At 61.4% G+C, this 20,693-nt stretch carries 18 protein-coding genes; 2 read left to right on the top strand and 16 right to left on the bottom strand.

The window, feature by feature from the left end; genetic code table 11:
• Window positions 1-11: 11 nt before the first annotated feature.
• Window positions 12-1,559: a nitrate reductase subunit beta gene (gene narH / locus ACZ41T_RS02130; RefSeq protein ID WP_464922837.1), complete on the bottom strand. Its 1,548-nt coding sequence runs from the start codon at window positions 1,557-1,559 to the stop codon at window positions 12-14.
• Between the two features lie 116 nt (window positions 1,560-1,675).
• Entirely contained in the window at window positions 1,676-5,380 is a 3,705-nt protein-coding gene (locus ACZ41T_RS02125; protein WP_464922836.1) for a nitrate reductase subunit alpha, read from the bottom strand.
• Window positions 5,381-5,632: 252 nt separating this feature from the next.
• Between ACZ41T_RS02125 and ACZ41T_RS02120 the strand changes: the two genes are divergently transcribed.
• Together ACZ41T_RS02120 and ACZ41T_RS02115 are read left to right on the top strand one after the other, a co-directional pair.
• Complete coding sequence (locus ACZ41T_RS02120) at window positions 5,633-5,833, top strand: hypothetical protein (protein WP_464922835.1); 201 nt, start codon at window positions 5,633-5,635, stop codon at window positions 5,831-5,833.
• Between the two features lie 84 nt (window positions 5,834-5,917).
• Window positions 5,918-6,307 (top strand): c-type cytochrome, encoded by a 390-nt coding sequence (locus ACZ41T_RS02115; RefSeq protein ID WP_464922834.1) that lies wholly within the window; start codon window positions 5,918-5,920, stop codon window positions 6,305-6,307.
• A gap of 286 nt (window positions 6,308-6,593) precedes the next feature.
• Here the strand turns inward: ACZ41T_RS02115 and ACZ41T_RS02110 are convergent, their stop codons facing one another.
• The 14 genes from ACZ41T_RS02110 to ACZ41T_RS02045 form a co-directional block, all read right to left on the bottom strand.
• Window positions 6,594-7,205: a nitrous oxide reductase accessory protein NosL gene (locus ACZ41T_RS02110; RefSeq protein WP_464922833.1), complete on the bottom strand. Its 612-nt coding sequence runs from the start codon at window positions 7,203-7,205 to the stop codon at window positions 6,594-6,596.
• Window positions 7,205-7,570, bottom strand: coding sequence for a toxin-antitoxin system TumE family protein (locus ACZ41T_RS02105; protein WP_464922832.1), 366 nt, complete (start codon window positions 7,568-7,570; stop codon window positions 7,205-7,207). The genes ACZ41T_RS02110 and ACZ41T_RS02105 overlap by 1 nt, the downstream gene beginning before the upstream one ends.
• On the bottom strand, window positions 7,567-7,839 hold the full coding sequence (locus tag ACZ41T_RS02100; protein WP_464922831.1) for a hypothetical protein: 273 nt from the start codon (window positions 7,837-7,839) through the stop codon (window positions 7,567-7,569). Before ACZ41T_RS02100 ends, ACZ41T_RS02105 begins: the two co-directional genes overlap by 4 nt.
• Before the next feature lie 5 nt (window positions 7,840-7,844).
• On the bottom strand, window positions 7,845-8,366 hold the full coding sequence (locus tag ACZ41T_RS02095; protein ID WP_464922830.1) for a nitrous oxide reductase accessory protein NosL: 522 nt from the start codon (window positions 8,364-8,366) through the stop codon (window positions 7,845-7,847).
• Window positions 8,363-9,178: an ABC transporter permease gene (locus tag ACZ41T_RS02090; protein WP_464922829.1), complete on the bottom strand. Its 816-nt coding sequence runs from the start codon at window positions 9,176-9,178 to the stop codon at window positions 8,363-8,365. Before ACZ41T_RS02090 ends, ACZ41T_RS02095 begins: the two co-directional genes overlap by 4 nt.
• A gap of 9 nt (window positions 9,179-9,187) precedes the next feature.
• Window positions 9,188-10,108, bottom strand: a complete 921-nt coding sequence (locus ACZ41T_RS02085) for an ABC transporter ATP-binding protein (RefSeq protein ID WP_464922828.1) — start codon at window positions 10,106-10,108, stop codon at window positions 9,188-9,190.
• On the bottom strand, window positions 10,098-11,390 hold the full coding sequence (locus tag ACZ41T_RS02080) for a nitrous oxide reductase family maturation protein NosD (RefSeq protein ID WP_464922827.1): 1,293 nt from the start codon (window positions 11,388-11,390) through the stop codon (window positions 10,098-10,100). The genes ACZ41T_RS02085 and ACZ41T_RS02080 overlap by 11 nt, the downstream gene beginning before the upstream one ends.
• Window positions 11,378-14,092, bottom strand: coding sequence for a 4Fe-4S binding protein (locus ACZ41T_RS02075; protein ID WP_464922826.1), 2,715 nt, complete (start codon window positions 14,090-14,092; stop codon window positions 11,378-11,380). Before ACZ41T_RS02075 ends, ACZ41T_RS02080 begins: the two co-directional genes overlap by 13 nt.
• 367 nt (window positions 14,093-14,459) lie before the next feature.
• Window positions 14,460-16,400, bottom strand: a complete 1,941-nt coding sequence (gene nosZ / locus ACZ41T_RS02070) for a TAT-dependent nitrous-oxide reductase (protein WP_464922825.1) — start codon at window positions 16,398-16,400, stop codon at window positions 14,460-14,462.
• A 359-nt stretch (window positions 16,401-16,759) separates the two neighbouring features.
• A complete protein-coding gene (gene fabG, locus ACZ41T_RS02065; RefSeq protein WP_464922824.1) occupies window positions 16,760-17,479 on the bottom strand; it encodes a 3-oxoacyl-ACP reductase FabG in 720 nt (239 codons plus the stop codon).
• A complete protein-coding gene (locus tag ACZ41T_RS02060) occupies window positions 17,476-17,940 on the bottom strand; it encodes a hotdog family protein (RefSeq protein WP_464922823.1) in 465 nt (154 codons plus the stop codon). The genes fabG and ACZ41T_RS02060 overlap by 4 nt, the downstream gene beginning before the upstream one ends.
• On the bottom strand, window positions 17,931-18,740 hold the full coding sequence (locus ACZ41T_RS02055) for a beta-ketoacyl synthase chain length factor (protein ID WP_464922822.1): 810 nt from the start codon (window positions 18,738-18,740) through the stop codon (window positions 17,931-17,933). The genes ACZ41T_RS02060 and ACZ41T_RS02055 overlap by 10 nt, the downstream gene beginning before the upstream one ends.
• Complete coding sequence (locus tag ACZ41T_RS02050; protein WP_464922821.1) at window positions 18,737-19,933, bottom strand: beta-ketoacyl-[acyl-carrier-protein] synthase family protein; 1,197 nt, start codon at window positions 19,931-19,933, stop codon at window positions 18,737-18,739. The genes ACZ41T_RS02055 and ACZ41T_RS02050 overlap by 4 nt, the downstream gene beginning before the upstream one ends.
• Before the next feature lie 57 nt (window positions 19,934-19,990).
• Window positions 19,991-20,668 (bottom strand): phosphatase PAP2 family protein, encoded by a 678-nt coding sequence (locus tag ACZ41T_RS02045; protein WP_464922820.1) that lies wholly within the window; start codon window positions 20,666-20,668, stop codon window positions 19,991-19,993.
• Window positions 20,669-20,693: the final 25 nt, after the last annotated feature.

Genomic DNA, 20,693 nt, shown 5'->3' with positions numbered 1-20,693 from the left:
GAGTCATGTTCTTACCCCGTCTTCTTCCTGGCATGCAGCTGCGAGAGGTCGACCGGAACCGAATTTTTCCGGTTGCCGAACAGGCTGGTCTTGGGCGATACGCCGTCGGAGCAGCCGTTGCCGAAGGTGAAGCCGCAGCTCGACTTTTCCTCGAAGGTGTTGATCGTCTCTTCGCGGTGGACGGTCGGGATGACGAACCGGTCCTCATAGTCGGCAATCGCCAGATAGCGGTACATTTCGTCGGCCTGCGCCGAGGAGAGCCCCACCTGATCGAGCGCGGCAGTATTGGGCTTGCCTTCCACCGATTTGCCGCGCATGTAGGCGCGCATCGCCAGCAGGCGGTCCAGCGCAACGACGATCGGTTTTTCCTTGCCGCCGGTCAGCAGGTTGGCGAGATAGGCGATCGGGATGCGCAGCGACTTCGTGTCGGGAATGATGCCGTTCATGCCCATCTGGCCCGATTCGGCGGCGGACTGGATCGGAGAGAGTGGCGGCACGTACCACACCATCGGCAGCGTGCGGTATTCCGGATGCAGCGGGAAGGCGATCTTCCAGTCGATCGCCATCTTGTAGATTGGCGACTGCACCGCCGCGTCGAGCCAGGCCTCGGCGATGCCTTCGGCGCGCGCGGCGGCGATGACGGACGGGTCGGAAGGGTCGAGGAATATCTTCAGCTGCGCTTCGTAGAGCTCCTTCTCATCGGCCACGCTGGCGGCTTCCTCGATGCGGTCGGCGTCGTACAGGATCACGCCGAGGTAGCGGATGCGCCCGACGCAGGACTCCGAGCACACGGTCGGCTGGCCCGCTTCGATGCGCGGGTAGCAGAAGATGCACTTCTCGGCCTTGCCGCTCTTCCAGTTGTAGTAGATCTTTTTGTAGGGGCAGCCCGAGATGCACATGCGCCAGCCGCGGCACTTGTCCTGGTCGACCAGCACGATGCCGTCCTCCTCGCGCTTGTAGATCGAGCCGGAGGGGCAGGAGGCCACGCAGGTCGGGTTGAGACAATGCTCGCACAGGCGCGGCAGATACATCAGAAAGGTATTCTCGAAGGTCGAGTGCATTTCCTTCTGCACGTTGTCGAAGTTCTTGTCTCGTCCGCGTGAGGAAAACTCTCCGCCGAGGTCGTCCTCCCAGTTGGGGCCCCAGTGGATCTTGTCCATCTTCTTGCCGGTGATGGCGGAGATCGGGCGCGCCGTGGGCGGTGTCTCCGACAGCGGTGCCTTTTGCAGATGCTGGTAGTCGAAGGTGAAAGGCTCGTAGTAGTCGTCGATTTCCGGCAGGTTGGGGTTACCGAAAACGTTGGCGAGAATCTTCAGGCGGCTTCCCTGGCGTGGCTCCAGCTTGCCGTCGCCCTTGAGTTTCCAGCCGCCGTTCCATACGTCCTGGTTTTCCCACTGTTTGGGATAGCCGATTCCGGGCTTCGACTCGACGTTGTTGAACCACACGTATTCCATGCCCTCGCGCGCGGTCCACACGTTCTTGCAGGTGACCGAGCAGGTGTGGCAACCGATGCACTTGTCGAGGTTCAGCACCATGGCAATTTGCGCGCGCACTTTCATGTTCCGACTCCTTTAAACCTTAAAAGCGTTTCACCACAGAGGCACAGAGTCACAGAGAAAAGCAAAAAGGCTTAAGGGGGTTCTCCGTGCCTCTGTGTCTCTGTGGTGAATGGTTTTCATCCATGTTCGACCAGCGGTCCTTCCATCCAGTCGACCTTTTCCATCTTGCGCACGATCACGTATTCGTCGCGGTTGGAGCCGACCGTGCCGTAATAGTTGAAGCCATATGCCAGCTGCGCGTAGCCGCCGATCATGTGCGTCGGCTTGGTGATGGTGCGCGTCACCGAGTTGTGGATGCCGCCGCGGAAGCCGCTCACCTCAGCGCCCGGCACGTTGACGATTTTTTCCTGGGCGTGATACATCAGGCACATGCCGCGCGGCACCCGCTGGCTGACCACCACGCGCGCCGTCAGCGTGCCGTTGACGTTGAACACCTCGACCCAGTCGTTGTCGACGAGGCCGGCTTGCTTCGCCTCCGGCTCGGATACCCAGACGTGGGGGCCGCCGCGCGACAGCGTGAGCATGCGCAGGTTGTCGGTGTAGGTGCTGTGGATGCCCCACTTCTGGTGCGGGGTGATCCAGTTGAGCACCAGCTCGTGGTGGCCGTTCGGCTTCTTGCCCAGCAACGGTGCAATCGTTTTGGTATCGACCGGCGGCTTGTACACGCACAGGCCCTCGCCAAAATCCAGCATCCATTGGTGATCCAGGTAGAACTGCTGGCGGCCGGTCAGCGTGCGCCATGGGATCAGTTCATGGACGTTGGTATAGCCGGCGTTGTACGACACGTGCTCCGACTCAAGCCCCGACCAGGTGGGCGAGGAAATGATCTTGCGCGGCTGTGCCTGGATGTCGCGGAAACGGATCTTGTCATCCTCGCGCGGAATGGCCAGATGGGTGTGGTCGCGTCCGGTGATCTTCGACAGCGCCTCCCACGCCTTCACCGCCACCTGGCCGTTGGTTTCCGGCGCCAGCATGAGGATCACTTCGCAGGCGTCGATGGCCGATTCGATCCGTGGCAGACCCTTGGCGACACCCTCTTCGGTGACGGTGTAGTTCAGCTCGGCGAGCTGCCGCACTTCGTCTTCGGTGTTCCAGGCAATGCCCTTGCCGCCATTGCCGACCTGGGTCATCAGAGGGCCAAGGGAGGTGAATTTCCTGTAGGTGTCGCCGTAGTCGCGCGTCACCACCGTCATGCCCGGCATGGTCTTGCCTGGAATGGGATCGACTTCGCCTTTCTTCCAGTCGCGTACGCCGAGGCTCTGCCCGAGTTCGGACGGCGTATCGTGCGTCAAGGGTGTCAGGACCAGGTCATTCTGCGTGCCGAGGTGCGTGGCCGCGAGCTCGGAAAATTTCTTCGAGATGGTCTTGTAGGCCTCCCAGTCCGACTTCGATTCCCACAGCGGCTGCACCGCCTCGCTCAGGGGATGGATGAAGGGGTGCATATCCGAGGTGTTGAGGTCGTCCTTCTCGTACCAGGTGGCCGACGGCAGCACGATGTCGGAATACAGGCAGGTGGTCGACATGCGGAAGTCGAGCGTCACCAGCAGGTCCAGCTTGCCTTCGGCGCCCTTGTCGTGCCACACCACTTCCTTCGGCCTGGCTTCGTCCAGTTCACCGAGATCGGGCCCCAGCACCGCATTCTGGGTGCCGAGCAGGTACTTGAGAAAATACTCGTGGCCCTTGCCCGAGGAGCCCAGCAGGTTGGAGCGCCATACAAACAGATTGCGCGGGAAGTTCTTCGGATTGTCCGGGTCCTCGCAGGAGAACTTGAGCGCACCGCTCTTGATCTGCTCGACCGCGTACTTGACCGGGTCGATGCCGGCGGCGTCGGCCGCGCGGGTGATCTCCAGCGGATTGGTCTCCAGCTGCGGAGCGGAGGGCAGCCAGCCCATACGCTCGGCACGCACGTTGAAGTCGATCAGCCGGTAATCGCCCTTGCTCTTGTCTGCGGTGGGAGACAGGATCTCCGAGGCCATCAGTTTTTCGTGACGCCACTGACTGGTGTGGGCGTAGAAGTACGACGTCCCATTCATCTGCCGCGGCGGCCGGAACCAGTCCAGAGCGAATGCCAGCGGCGTCCAGCCGGTCTGCGGGCGCAGTTTTTCCTGCCCCACGTAGTGCGCCCAGCCGCCGCCCGACTGGCCGATACAGCCGCACATCATCAGCATGTTGATGATGCCGCGGTAGATCATGTCGTTGTGATACCAGTGGTTGAGCCCCGCGCCGAGGATGACCATGGACTTGCCATGGGTCTTGTCGGCGTTGTCGGCGAACTCGCGCGCCACCGTGATGATGTCGGCGCGCGGCACACCGCAGTGCTTCTCGGCCCAGGCCGGGGTGTAGGGTACGTCGTCGTCGTAGCTGGTGGGCAGGTTCGGTCCGCCGAGGCCGCGGTCGACGCCGTAATTGGCCAGCGTCAGGTCGTAGACGGTGGCGATGCGCACGTCGCGCCCCTCCACCGAGATGACCTTGACCGGCAGGTTGCGTGTCAGCAGCTCATTGTGGTCGTCGCCGCCGAAGTAGGGAAGCGCCACCTCGACGACTTCGTCGTGGCTGCCGAGCAGGGTCAATTTCGGCTTCACGTCCTTGCTCGAATAACTGTCGCGCATTTCCAGGTTCCACGCGCCGGACTGGCCCCAGCGGAAGCCGATCGAGCCGTTGGGGGCCACCAGATAACCGGTGTTTTCGTCAACCAGCACCGTCTTCCACTCGGGGTTGTTGTCCTGGCCAAGCTTGCCGGAAAGGTCGGAGGCGCGCAGGTAACGGTCGGCGATCAGCGTGCCTTCGTGTTCCTTCAACATCACCAGCATCGGCATGTCGTTGTACTGGCGGCAGTAGGAATCGAAATATTCGCTGCGGTTCCTGACGTGGAATTCGGACAGGATGACGTGGCCCATCGCCAGTGCCAGCGCGGCATCGGTGCCTTGTTTGGGCGCCAGCCAGATGTCGCCGAATTTGACCATCTCGCCGAAATCGGACGACACCGCCACTGTCTTGGTGCCCTTGTAGCGCACCTCGGTGTAGAAGTGAGCGTCCGGGGTGCGGGTCTGTGGCACGTTGGAGCCCCACACCATCAGATAGGTCGAGTTGTACCAGTCGGCCGATTCCGGCACGTCGGTCTGCTCGCCCCACACCTGCGGCGACGACGGCGGCAGATCGCAGTACCAATCATAGAAGGATAGGGAGGTGCCGCCGATCAGCGACAGATAGCGCGAGCCTGCGGCGTAGCTCACCATCGACATGGCAGGGATCGGCGAGAAGCCGGCGACACGATCGGGGCCGAATTCCTTGATGGTGAAGACGTTGGCGGCGGCGATCATTTCCGTCACCTCGTCCCACCTGGCGCGCACGAATCCCCCCAGGCCGCGCACCGATTTATAGCGTTTGGCCTTCTCGGGATTCTGGCTGATCGATTTCCACGCTTCAACCGGGTCCATCGTCTTCCTCGCCTCGCGCCACATTTCCATCAGACGGCCGCGAATCAGCGGATATTTAACGCGCTGTGCCGAATACACGTACCAGGAGTAACTGGCACCACGCGGGCAACCGCGTGGCTCGTGGTTGGGCAGGTCGGGGCGGGTGCGTGGGTAATCGGTCTGTTGGATCTCCCACGTGATCAGGCCGTTCTTGACATAGATCTTCCAGCTGCACGATCCGGTGCAGTTCACCCCATGAGTGGAACGCACCACCTTGTCATGCTGCCAGCGGTTGCGGTAGGCATTCTCCCAGCTGCGGTCTTCGTTGCTGACGGCACCGTGGCCATCGGAAAACTCGGAGATGGTCTTCCTGAAAAAGGTCAGTCGGTCGAGGAAGTGACTCATTGTTGCTCCTTTTAGTCGCAGGATTCAGGGGCAGATGGGCGGAGTGGATTGGGACAGCGACCGCCGAATCGGTTTTTTAATGCCGATAGCGGAGAACGGCGCTCTGGCAGCAACGCACACTGAATGCCGGCGCTCATGCCAGGTACTGAAAAACTGCCGCTGGGTCTGGGCCGCCATGTGCGTCCTTTACCGGGATCGATCAAGAACTCGCTTATCCGGAATTCTGGTCGATGCATACGCTTATGAACGTAGATGAAAATACGTAAAATTCCAGCCCATGCAACGCGCCTCATTCCCGAAGCAGCAAGGGTGGAATCGTTCATGGCAGTGCGCGCGGGATGGCATAGTGGATTGGATATCCGGATGCTGATCTCTTATTCATTTCGATATGCGGGGGCGGGGTGCTATCATTTCGACTTGGCCACGGCCGATCCACCGTATTTCCGATTTTGATCGAAATCATTCCACGCCATAATGGCAGCCCGTTGCATCGGTTCGGGATTTTTAAACCGGTGCTGACAAAACATGGAGATTTAAATGAAGAAGACATCACTCGTTCTGGCTGTTTCGCTTGCGGTTTTGTTGAGCGCTTGCGGTAAGGAGGAGGGTGCAGCTCCGGAAGCACCTGCACCCGAGGCGGCCGCACCGGCTCCGGCGCCCGTTGTGGCTGAGAATGTTCTAGGCAAAAGCATATTCAACAAGACCTGCGCGTTGTGTCATGCGGCGGGTGTTGCCGGGGCACCGAAGCCCGGCAACACGGCTGACTGGGGACCGCGTATTGCGCAGGGCAATGATCTGCTCTACAAGCATGCGATGGAAGGATTTACGGGTGCAAAAGGCACGATGCCTGCGCGCGGCGGAAACACCGCACTGACCGACGACGAAGTCAAGGCGGGAGTCGACTACATGGTTGGGCTGTCGAAATAAGCGCCAGGCGCCAACGACCGCAGTCTGGTCAATGAAAAGCGGGGGAGATGCAGATCTCCCCCGCTTTTTTTATCCCTGAAACCGCAGTTGAACCACAGAGGCACAGAGAGCACAGAGGAAAAACAACATCTTGCATGTGTCAGTACGCACCATGCGTGAAGGTTGATCGGCAACCCATTGATTTCCTGCCGTTCTCCGTGCCTCCGTGTCCCAAGGGATGCCGTCCCTGCAGGGCATATCTCTGTGGTGGGGTTTTCAGGTTTATGAGTGCGACTGGCGGCAGGCGTCAGTGGCGATGGTGCACGCTGCGGTTCAGCGACTGGATCAGTTCGGGGGTTACTTCCGTAAATGCCAGCACCCTGCCGCCGCGGCTGCGGGTCAGGGCGTCTGCCGCTTCGCGGCTGGCAAAGGCGGGCAGGTCGGCATCCCGCATCGGGCCGAAGGCGCTGGAGCCGTGGACGAAGAAGGCATCCTGGGCCTCGATCCATTGCCCGGTGTCAAAGTCGGTGACAAAGCTGATGGCAACTTCGTTCAGGGCGTAGCGGATGTCGTAGCGATCGACCTTTTGCAGGAAAACGAACAGGTCGATCGGCGAGTCGAAGTAGTGGGCAGCACCATCCCTGAAAATGCTTTGCGCCGCCCAGCGCGGAAAGCGGGCGGGATACATGCCGCATACCGGGCAGCGCGCAGCGACGGGTATCGGCCGCGGTGCAAACATCGCCAGGCCTGAAGCCGGATCGTAGGGCGTTGCCGGTGCAACGATGCAAAGCTCGTTCGTGACCAGGTCGGGGTCCGTGACCGCCCGCTCGTCATGGGACAGCAGCACGACGGCAGCGGCAGCAACGGCTATCGCGAGTACGGCTATCCCCAGGGATAGGCGTTTCCCTGGCAGTCGCATCAGCTGACGCCTCCAATTCCGAACATCGGGTCAGCAATCAGGGTACGGATCAGTTTTTGCAGATTGTCTTGCGGAAGGGCATCGGGGCGAGTGATCGGGTCTGCAACGATACGCCCCCCCGCATCGTGGAAATGGTTGGGGAAGGTCTCAAGCCCGTGGTGCAGGGGCGCGGTGTCGATGCCGGATTGGGCATCGCCATAGGCCCAGCGCAGCGAATAGGCATCGGCTGCGGCATAGCGGACTTCCAGCGTCACGCCATTCTTCAGGTGGACGATCATGGCGTCCTGCTTCTGTTCGACGGGGAAAGCGAAGTCTCCCTCGAAGGACGCTTCGATCGCCAAACCGAGTTCAAGGTGCAGGCTCATATACGTGCGGCGTCCTTGAGGCGTTCGGCGAGCACGGTACGGGCCGTTTCGCGAGTGTCGGCGAGTATCCGGGCAGCCAGGTAATGTTCATAGGCAGGGTGCTCGGCCACCGTGCCGGACTGGATGTTTTGCAGCAGCGCCGCCTCGTCCTCCACACCATAGGGCTCGAGGACGGCAATGCGATTTTCGCGCAGATCATAGACCAACCGCGACAACAGTTCGAATTCTGCTGCCACGTCGGGCTCAAGGTTCTCAAAGAAATTTGTCATGACGCTTACATGCTGCTGTCGTGTTGCGCATTACCGTCCAGCACCACCATGTCGGGCGTGATGTCGCTGAAGCGATAGATCTTGCCGCCGTATTCGGCGACGAATTTCACTGCGTCGCTCTCCTGCGCAAAACTGGCAATCGTGGGGCCCATCGAGCCATGCCGCTTGCTGCCGTGGACGTAGTATGCGGTTTTCGCATCGATCCAGTGGTCGCGCGGCACCTCCCAGTCGGCCTTGCCCATATCCTGTACCAGCAGGCCGCGCACGACCCTGACCTGCTCGGGGTTGAGATAAATGTTGAACATTTCCACCGTGTCGCAGAAGAAATCGGGCTCTTCCTGCCCGGCGTAGTGGATCTGCGCCTTGGGGCCGGGGTAGTCGGCGAGCAGCATGCCGTCCAGGCTGCAGGACGTGCCGGGGCCGATCTCCAGCGGGATGATTGTGTCCACAGTATCCGGCTTCCCGCAGGCCGCAAGTGCGATCACGGCCAGGGTGGAATAAACGAGCACAAGGCGTAAAGGTTTCATTGACGGAATCTCCAGGTTGCAATGCCCAGCGGCGCCACAATCCAGGCGATCATCACCATCCCGAGCAGCCAGGGATCGGCCAGCACCGGGGGGAAAACGGTCACCAGTCCGTACATGGTGCGGACGTCGGCCAGGGTAAAGATGTTGAGTATGCGGAACACGTCGGCGGGATTCGCCAGCAGCAGGTAGGGGAAAATCTCGCCTCCCCACTGGCCGCCGGTCACGACCAGCGCACCGAGCAGCAGCAGGTCGAACACCAGCACGAAGAAAAACCACATGGCGATTGCGAGTCCCGATGCCCGTGCACGGTCGGCTGCAAACACCGACAGCATGACCGCCAGGCTCAGGAAGGCGCAGCCCAGCAGCACCGAGCTGAGCATGAAGCCGAAGTAATGGATCAGCCCATTGAAATCGATCTGTGTCGACAGCATGACCGCAACCAGGCCAAAGCCGGCCACGGTGGAGAAGGTCAGCGCGGCCGCGAGTCCGAAGAATTTTCCGAGAATCAATTCCAGGCGCGTGATCGGCATCGACAGCAGGAGGTCGAGGGAGCCGCGTTCACGCTCGCCGACGATCGCATCGAAGCCCAGAATAAGCGCGATCAGCGGGATCAGATAGATGACCAGGCTGACCAGGCTGGCGATGGTGACGTCGATGGAACGAAGGCCGATGGAACCCTGCTGCGCAGCGCCGAAATAGGCGATGGTCAGCGCGAAAGCGGTGAAAACCAGTGCCACGGCCAGCACCCAGCGATTGCGGATGCGGTCCCAGAATTCCTTGCTGGCGATGGTGGCGATTTGTGCGATTTCCATTGCCGCCCCTTAATCCGAAAAACCGAAAAAAACGTCTTCGAGCGAGGGTTCCCGCACCGTCAGGTCACGCATCCGGCCATCCCGCACAAGCGCTTCGATTACCGCCATCTTGGCTTCGCGTCGGCACTGCACGGTAATGTGACCGGCATGGGCTTCGATGGCGCTCACCGGCAGTTGGTCGAGCATCGCGCGCACCGCATCGAGGTGTTCGGCGTCAATCCGGATATCGATCCGCAGCGGCAGGGCCATCTGTTCGCGCAAGGCCTGCACCGTGCCGCAGGCCTGTATCTTGCCGGCGGTCATGATGGCCAGGCGGTCTACCCGCTCCTGAATTTCGGCGAGGATGTGGGAGGTGATCACCATTGTCACGCCTTCACTTCTGAGTTGGCGGAGGGTGGCATAAAAGCCGCGGATCGCTTCCGGGTCGAGGCCGGTGGTGGGCTCGTCGAGGAACAGGAAGCGCGGCTTGCCGAGCAGCGCCTGGGCAAAGCCGAGACGCTGCCGCATGCCCTTGGAGTATTCGCGTACCCGCCGTTTGGCCGCATGCGCAAGGCCTACGCGCTCGAGCACCCGGTTGTTTTCTGCCGCCGACACGCCTTTCAGGCGCGAGAAGAAATGCAAGGTCTCGAGGCCGGTAAGGTTGTCATAGAGCACGACGTTTTCCGGAAGGTAGCCTACGGAGCGCCGGACGGCACGGAAGTCGCCGCCGCCGACGCGCGCGCCGTCGATGCGGATATCGCCCGCGGTGGGGGGCGTCAGGCCGAGCATCATCTTGAACATCGTGCTCTTGCCGGCGCCGTTGTGGCCGATGAGGCCGAACAGCTCACCGGGGCGTATGTCGAGGTCGACGCCGTCGACTGCGCGAATCGGCCCATAGTGCTTGTGCACCCCGCGCGCGACGATCAGCGCAGTATCCGTTTCAGTTTGCATGGTGGAAATAGCGGCCACTCCATTGGCTCCAGTCAGTGTGGTGCGGTTTCATCCGGGGGGTGGGATCGACAATGCTCGGCGCGCGCAGCAGCGGGAACTGCTGGCTCACCAGTCGCAGCGTCTGCACCGCCGGGCTGGCAAGCAGCAGCTTCATCATCGGGTGGCGCCAGGACAGGCGATCCACCATGTCGTTGGCTTCGTACTGCACGTCGCCAACGCCGTCGCCGTTGCGATCCCATCCCACATAGTTGCTCCAGTAGTTGCCGGGCCATATCTCGTCCCGGCTGGCCACGTATTTGATCTGGGTGCGGTTCGAGATGAAGTCGTTGCCTTCGGCCTTGTTGCGATAGGAGCCTGCCCACAGGTGCACGCCCACGCTGTTGTCCATCACGAGGTTGTTACGCAGGATGTTGTACTCGGCATCGTAGATGAAGAACCCGCGAGCATTGCCGGCGACGATATTGCCCTCGATGACCGAGTCCTGGATGGTGCGCAGCATGATGCCGTGGTCGGAATTGCCCCATGCGCGGTTGTTGCGGACTACTTGATGACGGGTCATCATCAGCGCGAGGCCACCGCGGTTGTGATACGAGTCATTGCCTTCCCACACGTTGTAATGGGAATTCATGTAGTGGGTGCCGTAGCGGACGTTGTGGATGCGGTTGTTGCGGAATACCGCGTGGTGCGACACATCCACGTAGATGCCGTCGCGCACGAAGCTGATATTGTTGCCGATGATCTGTGCTTCTTCGGAGTTATAGAGCTGGATGCCATTGCCGCGCCGGGGCGATTTGTAGTCGCGCTTGCCGGTGATGACATTGTTGCGGATCTCGACTTTTTTGACCGTCTCGATATAGATTCCGAACAGATTGTAGGTCAGGTCGCAGTTGCGCACCGCTGCGCGATGTGCCCCGGGTTTGATGAAAATACCAGCATTCTTGTCGATCAGTTCATCGCCTGAATCGCGCACGATCAGCCCCTCGATGATGACGTCCTCGGCGGTGATCCGGATGGTATCGCCTTTTAATCCGCCACTAATTGTTGGCCGATCGATCCCCTTCAGGGTTATGGGCTTGTCGATCAGCAGCCGCTCCCGGTAATAGCCTTTTTCCACCCTGACCACGTCGCCAGGCGCGGCCCGCGCAATGGCAGCGGCGATGGATTCTCCCGGCTGTACCGTAAGTTCGCCTGCCAACCCGGCGCCGGCGACCAGCAGGCAGGCCAGGGTACCAAGCAGGGGAGGCAGGAAGAAGAAAGTCCGACGAGCCTCTAGTAAAGCCATTGCAGCGACGGCAGTTGTTGCATGAAATCCAGCACCCCGGTGCCTTTCATCAGCAGGAACAGGGTGATGGCAATCAACAGGTTCTTGAACGCCACGTAGGAGGCCATGTCGGCCCAGGATGCCGGGCGCAAATTGCGTCCCCACCATGGACCTTCCTTGACGTACGGTTTGCAGCGCATGCGTACCACCAGTTCATATACGCTCCAGGCCAGCCACCAGCCCAGCACGATGCCGGGGCCGATACTGCCGGCCGCACCGAGCACCCAGACCCAGGTCACCAGAACAGCCAGGGCGAGGCTGATCGCCTGCAACAGGCGCGGTTGCTGCAATGCCTTGCGGCTCCAGGGGAACAGGTGATCGAAGAGTTCCTGTCCGATGAAGGCGGGCAGGCTTTGCCGTGCGGCGGCAACGGGGGCTGCGGCGGCTGGCACGATGGGAATGAAATAGCCGTCCGAAGCGATCGCGGTCAGCGGCTCGCCGGCCTTGGTGCGGCGCTTGCGTTCCTTGACCAGCGGCGGGCAGGCATGATCGTCGTAATACAATATCTGGCAGTCCAGGCACAGCAAGCATTCGCGCTGGTCGATGCGGCCGGCCTCGTCGATGGCCTGGGAGCCGCAGCCGACTGCGCACGCAGCGCAGGGGCCGCATTCCTTCTTGCGCTTGAGGCCCCACCAGCGGAAGGTGGAAGGGACTGCCAGGGCTGCGCCGAGCGGACACAGATATTTGCAGAACGGGCGCTCGAAAAAGACCGAGGCGACCATCAGGACCGCCCAGAAGGTGAAGAAGGGCCAGGTACGGTTCCACGCGCCGACCAGGAAGGTGGTCTTGAACGGTTCGATCTCGGAGAGTTTCTCGGCCATCCCCATGGAATAGAAGGACACCGCGAGCAAACCGGCAAAGATGCCGTATTTGAGCCATTTCAAGCGATCATGCCAGCGCTGTGGCAGCAGGTGGCGCTGGAAACGTTTCAGCCCCAATTTGCCGGCCACATGGTAGGTCAGCTCCGCAAGCGAGCCATAGGGACACATCCAGCCGCAGAACATGCCGCGTCCCCAGAAGAACACGCTGACGATGATGAATATCCAGAACAGGAAGATGAATGGATCGGACAGGAACAGTTCCCAGCGCCATTCGAACAGGATGGCGTGGAACCAGGTCAGCACCTGCGTGATGGAAGGCACGGCCAGCAGGTAGATGCCGACGAAGCCGATCGACGTAATCCACAGCAGATATCTAGGGGTGTCCTTCCAGCGCGTGTCTTTCATCGTTGAGCGCCGAACCAGCTTGTCGCGCAGCGCATAGACCGTTGCCGAGGCAGCCAGCCAGAGTAGAAACAGCACAATCTCGACCTTGCGTGATTTCCACACCGTCACCCAGGTCGCTTCCGGCTTTTCTATTTTTGGGCGCCCGCCCACGAGATAACTGCTGGGCAGCCAGTACTCGCGGCCAAAGTTGACAAAGGTCTTGGCACCGGTCTGGCGGTCCATTTTGTTGGCCAAAAACACCAGATTCCAGGGGTAGGCCGCGCTGAAGGTCGGTGAGCGGATGATGAAGATGGCCGACTCCCGATAGGAGGGCGCACCGGCTGCCTCGATCCCATACAGGTTGAGATAATCCAGATCGCGGAAGGTGGTGGTGTCCATGTCCTGCGCCACCTGCACCCGGTCATAGATGCCGCCGCGCACGAAGCCCGAGCCCTTGAACGATTCCACCCCGTTGGCGATGAGGAAGATGGCATGCTCGTCGGGCTTGAGCCGAGACATCAGGCTTCGATAGACGGAATCACCGAGTACGCTACGCCCCACTGCAGGTGCATTGAGATAGCCAAAATAAATATCGATGTAGGGCTGGGCTGAGCGTGGCATCCCGACCTCTGTGGTTTCGATCTTGAGCCTCTGGATGCTGCCATTCTTGACCAGTGCATCCCAGTCCAGTTTGTTCTCCATCTTGCTGAATTTCGCCTGGGGGCGAATGGTGGGCTCGATGATGCCCACCTGCCGTGCGACCGCCAGACCGCTGCGCAGGACGACCTGGTTTTCCGCAATCACGGTCACCGTGGCCCCGGTGATGGCATCCAGGCCGATCGTCCCTTGCCCCGTACCCGCACCCACTTCGATTTTGGAGCCCACAAATTTGCCGACGTACTGGAAGACGAACTTGGTGAGTTCCGCCTCCGGAATTCCCAGCAGCAGGATCGGTTCGGAGTGTCGCAGAACCCGGACGCCGGTGACGATGCCCTGGGTATCCATACCGATCAGGGTCACCACCGGCTTGCCCGAGTAGGCGGGGATGTCCACGATGTCGGTGGACAGGAATACGTAACCGATCAGTTCGCGATCGTCGTTGCTTTGGCCGCCTTTCTCGGGGCGGCCCTTTTGTTTGCCGTGGCCGGCTTCCTTGTCGTCGTCGCTACCGCTTTGGCGGTCCTTCTCGGCGCGGCCTTTTTGTTCACCGTGGCCGTCTTTCTTGTTGCGATAGGCCTCCACGTAAGCGGGCTTGCCCATGCGATGGGAGAAGCTGTCCGCGCCCGGCATGACGTCCTTGCACGGCACATAGGCGCAGAGATCCGGATCGGTCGATAACTGTACCGGCAACGGCGCTTCATAGGAGGCTCCCGGCTCAGCGGCTGCAGTCAGCCCACTGACACAGAAAAGAAGAAGGGTCGTCAGGAAACGGACAAAAATACCGGCAGGATTACTCATAAAAAAGCTCCCAAGCCTAAAACCATCAGCTGAAATAAATGCAACAAATTTAAAACTACTATTGGACTGCGGGTTTTTCCTCTCGTTCCCGAGGGGGACGCTTTCGGCCGGCCACCGACAAGATGGCAGTCAGGTAGCCAGTATTCTTGGTCAAAGCTGACAAAGGCCCGGCCACACCTTTGGCCGGCAGCATCAGGCGCCTGGGGTAGGCCTCGCTGAATAACGGCTAAAGTATTGTCAGGAACGGACAAAAAAACCGGAAAAGGCGCAAAAAACCAACGCCCTTGCGGGCGCGGTTTTTATCTGCCCGGATTATCGCAGATTATCGAGAGACAGCCCATTCCCCTTTCGGGGAACGGGGGGCGTTTCAAGCCTCGACAATCATGCGGCTGCGCATTTCCAGATGCAGGGCGTGGCAGAAGTTGGTGCAGTAACACCAGTAGACTCCGGGTTTGTCGGCAAGGAAAGTGACCGACTTGGTTTCCTGCGGATTGACGATGAAGTTGATGTCGTACTTCGGGATTGCGAAGCCGTGGGTCAGATCCTCCACCTTGTCGTGGTTGGTCAGGATGATGGTCACCTCATCGCCCTTCTTGAGCTTGAACTCTCGAAGGCTGAAGGTCGGCGCCTGGCTGGTGAGCTTGACGGTGACCTTTTTGCCGTTGCGGAAAACGCCTGATTCCGCCGGGTCTTTCACTGCCAGCGGAAACTCGTTCATATCATAGATCTGGCGCGTCTTGATGATGTCACGGCGGACGATGATTGAATCGTGCGGCTCCGAGTACACCGCGTGGTCGGCCACCAGTATCATCTTGTCACCGCTGATGTCGATCATCTGTGCAGTCTCGGCATGGAGCGGGCCGACGGGCAGGAAACGATCCTTGGAAAACTTGTTGTCCGAGATAAAGTAGCGGCCATCCGATTCCTTCGTTTCGCCCATCGAGGTGAAACCATGTCCCGGCTGGTAATGCACGTCGATGCGGTCCAGCACCACCTTGGCTTCCTTGTCGCCCTTGAACGATTTGATTGCCGCTTCCACGTTCCACTTCACGATCTGGCTGTCGAGGAACAGCGTGGTGTAGGCGTTGCCCTTGTTGTCGAATCCGGTGTGCAGCGGCCCGAGGCCGATCTCGGGTTCTGCGACCACGGCGTCGCGCGGATTGGCCAGTTCGCCGTCGAACCATTTCAGCACGAGGTCATGCTCGATTACCGAAGCCGTCGGCGAAAGCTTGCCCGAGCAGGCGTAATATTTACCGTCGGGGCTGATATTCACGCCGTGCGGGTTCTTCGGAATCGGCACAGTACAGATCAGCGCGGTTTTCGGGTCCTGGTTGGAGGCATGGGTGCCGTCCACCACCGGCACTTTGGAAGTGCCGATGGTGGTGAACTTGCCGGCCTTGACCGCTTCTTCGATACGGGCGACGTGGAAGAACAGGCAGGCGTCCATCTCCGCCGCCATCATGTCTTCGTAATGGACGCCATTCTCAGTGTTGTACTGGTTGGTGCATGCCAGTTTGCCATCGTACGAGCTCGCCACCAGGTCGCAGTTGCCGTCGATCAGCACCTGCCAGCGCATTTCCATGGTGTTGGAATCGACGCAGCTGAACAGCGCTTTGTACTTGCTGCTGTCATCCAGGCCGCGGCCATCGTTGGGTAGTGGAATCGTGAACTCGGCACCGCAGAACACGCGGGTGGTGTGATTGACGCTGGCATCGACCGGGTCGCGCTTGTCGGGAAAGGTGCCGTGAAAGCCCTGGATGTTGGGGAGTTCGAGAATCTTGTCGCATTCCATGGTGTCCATGCGGACGCGCGCCAGACGACCATGGATTTTGTCGTTGACGAACATGTATTTGCCGTCATAGGTGCCGTCGGTGTAGGACTGATGTAGGTGGTGCGTGTCGCCGGTGTGATACTTCAGGGTGCCATCTGGCTTGGTTCCGATGATCGCTTTCGATTCGTTGGTAATGCCCCAACCGACCAGGCAGTCCATGTTGAAGACCGGGATGCGCTTCAGTTCGCGCCCGGATGGCAGGCCGTAGATACGCACCTCGCCCGAATGCCCGCCGCTGGAAAACGAGTAATATTCGTCGAGTTCGCCAGGCGGCACCTCGTACTTGCCATGCGCAGCAACCACATCGCCTTTCGCAAGGCCCGGGGCGCTGGTGGCGGGAGCTTCTTCCTTTTTGCAGGCGGTCAGGCCCACCGAAAGCCCGGCGCCGGAAAGACCAACCAGTGCGGCGGTGTTCAGGAATTTGCGTCGCCCCAAGTCAGGTTGGGTGTCGGGTGTTTTGATGTCGTCCTGTGTCATGATTGTGACTCCCTGTCAAAAAAGATAAATCGCTGATTGTCGATTGTCGATTCGAGGAAAAAGCGGACCAAACCGAATCGTTCAAGAAATAGATGTAGCGCCAACTCGCCACTGCGACAATTTGTCGCGCTTTCACTCTAGCATAATGTGTAAAAAGAAAAAATGATTTCTTTATCCTGACTATCGGTAACCGTCTTCCGCATTGCCTGGATCTTCTTTTGTTTCCCAAGTGGGACAGGGTCTTGTCGGTGAATGGGCCGTGGGCACGCCCTGCGTCGTCCCGAAAAAATTCATCCCCCGCTACCGCCAAACCATGAACCGCCCGGTCGGATGGTTCGCGAGGGCGTGCGCGGTCGGGATCAAATCATGCCGCCGTTGACCGAGATGATCTGGCCGCTGATGTAGCTCGCCTGCTCCGAGGCGAGGAAGCCGACCAGGTCCGCCACCTCTTGCGGGCGGCCGGCGCGCTTCATCGGCACCATGCTGGCGATGGCCTTGGCGTCGAATGCGCCGTCGATCATGTCGGTCTGGATGATGCCCGGTGCCACGGCGTTGACCGTCACCCCGCGGCTGGCGAGTTCCAGCGACAGCGACTTGGTCGCGGCATGCAGCGCCCCCTTGGCGGCGGCGTAGTTGACCTGGCCGCGGTTGCCGGTGAGGCCGGCGATGGAGGTGATGTTGACGATGCGCCCCCAGCGGCTGCGCAGCATCGGCATCGTCAGCGGCTGGGTGACGTTGAAGAAGCCGTTGAGTGAGACATCCAGTACGCTGTGCCACTGCGCCGCGCTCATGCCGGGGAAGACGGCATCGTCGTGGATGCCGGCGTTGTTCACCAGCACCTGGATCGGTGTGTCGGCAATGAGTGCTTCGAGTGTGGCGCGGCTGGCGTCGGCATCGGTGACGTCGAAGGCGATGGCCTCGGCCTGGCCGCCACCCGTTTTGATTTCATCGGCCAGCGCCTGCGCTTTCACCAGGTTGCGGTTGGCGTGGATGTAGACGTAACAGCCGTCGGCGGCGAGACGGCGGCAGATTGCCGACCCGATGCCGCCGCTGCCGCCGGTGACCAATGCGCGTTTCATTTCAGATTCCCCAGTTTGTTGGCGCCCAGCAACGCCGCATCCAATATCACGGCAGCCCGGCCGCTGAGCAACTCGCGCCCGTCGGCGCTGACGCGAAAGCCGTACAGAATGGCATTGCCGTCGCCGGACAGACGCTCCGCCTCGACGTCGAGGTCGGCGGCGATGTCATCCAGCCGTGCGACATGCAGTTCGGCGCCGCGCACGCTGGCCAGGTAGCCGGCACGCGACGCGCTGTTGGCAGACGTCAGCAGTGCGCCATGGGCGGCCATGGCCTGCGCCGCGTACTCGATGCCGCAGGCCGCGCCCAGGCGGTCGTGGGCGCGCAGCGGGTTGTCGGCTTCGCGGTGGCTCGTCGCCGTGCAGCGGATGCGCTGGGCATCCCAGGCGGTGACGGCATCGAGCAGGCACATGCTGCCCTGGTGCGGCAGGTGGGCGAGCAGCCAGGCGCGCTCTAGCGGCATGGTTCGATCGCCACGGCCAGGCGCAGCGGCGCCAGGTAGTCGAGAACGACCCGCGCGCCTGTTCCGCGCGCCACGGCCTGCAGCAAGGGCAGGCCGCGGGCACAGGGGATGGCACGGCGCAGCATTTCGAGCTCGGGCTCGGCCAGCATATCGGGCGCGTCATCGGTGAGGCTGAGCTCGATCCGCGCCAGCGATTGCGCACTACGCTGGGGGCTAAGCGCCAGCGCGATGCCAAAGGCGGAGGGCAGCGGGCGCTTGGCGTGCAATGGTTCGGGATAGGGCATGTCGTAGGTGACCAGCAGCGTGACCCGGCCCTCGACCGCGACCTGGGTCAGCGCTTCCAGCAGGCCAGCACCGAAGCTGCCGTCATGGGCGCACAGCACCGTGGCCGGGGTCATGGCCCCGGAGGCGATGCCCCAGTAACCCGCCGGGGCGTTGTGCACCGAGTTGTGAAAGCGGGTCGGCGAGATGTGGCGGTCGTCGGAGGCCAGCACCTTGCAGAGGGCATCGCAATTGTCGTTGTCGGCGCCGGAGGAGGAAAACACCGCGGCCAGTTGCCGGGCATCGAGTTGTCCGGTGGCGCAGGCCTCCTGCGCCACCGCCAGCGCGACCTTGATCGCGAGACCGGTGCGGCGGCGCTCGGCAGGCGGCAGTGACAGCGGCGCGGCCACCGTGAGGGGACGCGATTCATAGGGGGCGGTGCCTGCCAGGATGGGCCGCGCCATAGGCCAGTTGTCGAGTCCGGGGCCGATCAGGCCGATGCCGTCGAGATAGGCGGTGAGCTTCATTGTCTTGTTCATGCTGCGCGCCCCAGGATCAGGCTGCAGTTGGTGCCGCCGAATCCGAAGGAATTGCTTAGCACCCGGCGCGGCGCGTCCTCGCGGTTGGCGGTCAGGTAGTGGATGGGAATGTCCGGATCGACGCGACGCGTGTTGATCCCGCCCGGCAGAAAACCGTGCTGCAGCGCCAGCGCGCCGATGATCGCCTCCAGGCCACCGGCCGCGCCCAGAGTGTGGCCGGTCGCGCCCTTGGTCGAACTGCACGGCACCTGGCGGCCAAACAGGGTTGCCACTGCATGGCCCTCGGCCGCATCGTTGCTCGGCGTCGCAGTGCCGTGCAGGTTGATGTAGTCGATGTCGGCGGGCTGCAGGCCCGCAGTCTTGAGTGCGGCTTCCATCGCCATGCGCGCGCCCAGGCCTTCCGGATGCGGCGACGACATGTGGTGGGCATCGCTCGATTCGCCCGCCCCCAGCAGCAGCACGGCGTCGGTATCGAGGCTGTCGGCCGGGCGCTCAAGCAGGATGAAGGCCGCCGCCTCGCCGACGGAGAGGCCGTTGCGGTCGGCGTCGTAGGGGCGGCAGGGCGCGGGCGAGAGCAGCTCCAGCGAATTGAAACCATAGAGCGTGGTCAGGCACAAGGAGTCGACGCCACCGACGATGGCGGCGTCGATGAGGCCGGCCGCGATCATCCGCGCGGCGGCGGCGAACACCTTGGCGCTCGACGAGCAGGCGGTGGAGACCACCATGGCCGGGCCTTCCAGATTGAAGGCGGTGCGCACAAAATCGGCCACCGAATAAGTGTTGTGGGTGGTGCGATAGATGAAGTCGTCCGGCAGGGCGCCGCTCGCCGGGTCGCGGCGACGATAGGCCTGTTCGGTCTGCAGGATGCCGGAGGTGCTGGTGCCGAGCAGCACGCCGACCCGGCGGCGGCCGTGGCGTGCAATGGCTGATTCGACGGCGGCATTGAAGCCATCCTGACGCAAACCCAGGTAGGCGAGACGGTTGTTGCGGCATTCGTATTCGGCCAGGCTGGCCGGCAAAGGCGCCTCATCGACGCCGGCGACTTCGCCGATGTACGTTGCCAGGTCGGTCACCGTCTCGAAGGCGCAGGGCACGAGCCCGCTCTTTTGTGCACGCAGGGCAGCCAGCGTCGGCGCCAGGCCGTGACCCAGGCAGCTTGCGGCGGTGAAATGGGAAAGCCAGAGCGAATTCAACAAGTCAACCCATCCAGATGTCGTGCGTTTTTAATAAATTCCACGGGCCGCTTCCCTTCAGATCCGGTCAGGTGTTGACGCTGCGTAGGCATGGTGGCGCAATGACAGCCAGGCCGCCACCCATCCCAGCATCAGGCCGCCCCACACATCGACCGCCACATGCTGGCGGGTGGCGAGGGTGGAATAAATGATACCGATACACCATATCCAACTGAATAGCCGGCTCCACAGCGGCGCGTCGAATCGACGCAACAGGCGGTCCAGCCAGAGTCCCGAAAAAATGGCGGTGGCGACGTGCAGCGAAGGGAAGGCATTGCCGGCGGCATCGACGTTCTTCAGGAAATCCACCCCAGGATAGCGGGCCCAGTCGATATCGGATGCGGGGACCGCGGTGGGCCAGAAGTAAAACGCAATCAGCCCCACCAGACAGGTTGCAGCCATCGCCATGCCATACCAATAGAGTTCACGTCGCGTCGCGAGCAAGGCCGGGGGCAGCGAAACATACACCCACAATGAAACATACAGCGGCATCGCCCACGGCTGAAAACCGATCATCCGGTCCAGCCAGGTAAAGGGCATCACCGTTGTCGGGTAGGCCGGGGCTTTGAGAACGTAGAAATACGCGCCGAAGAACAGGCCGATAAAAAACGGCGTGCCGATCCCTTTCAGAACCATATGCCGGGTGGTGGCCGCTGCAATTTGCCGGTACCAGGGCGTGTGCTGACTGTTTTTCAAGGCAGGTTCTCCGCGGTGCGGTAGC

The sequence above is a fragment of the Thiobacillus thiophilus genome (assembly GCF_055378705.1).
The sequence above is the reverse complement of the archived record's forward strand: the minus strand, read 5'-3'. Positions and strand labels throughout refer to the sequence as shown.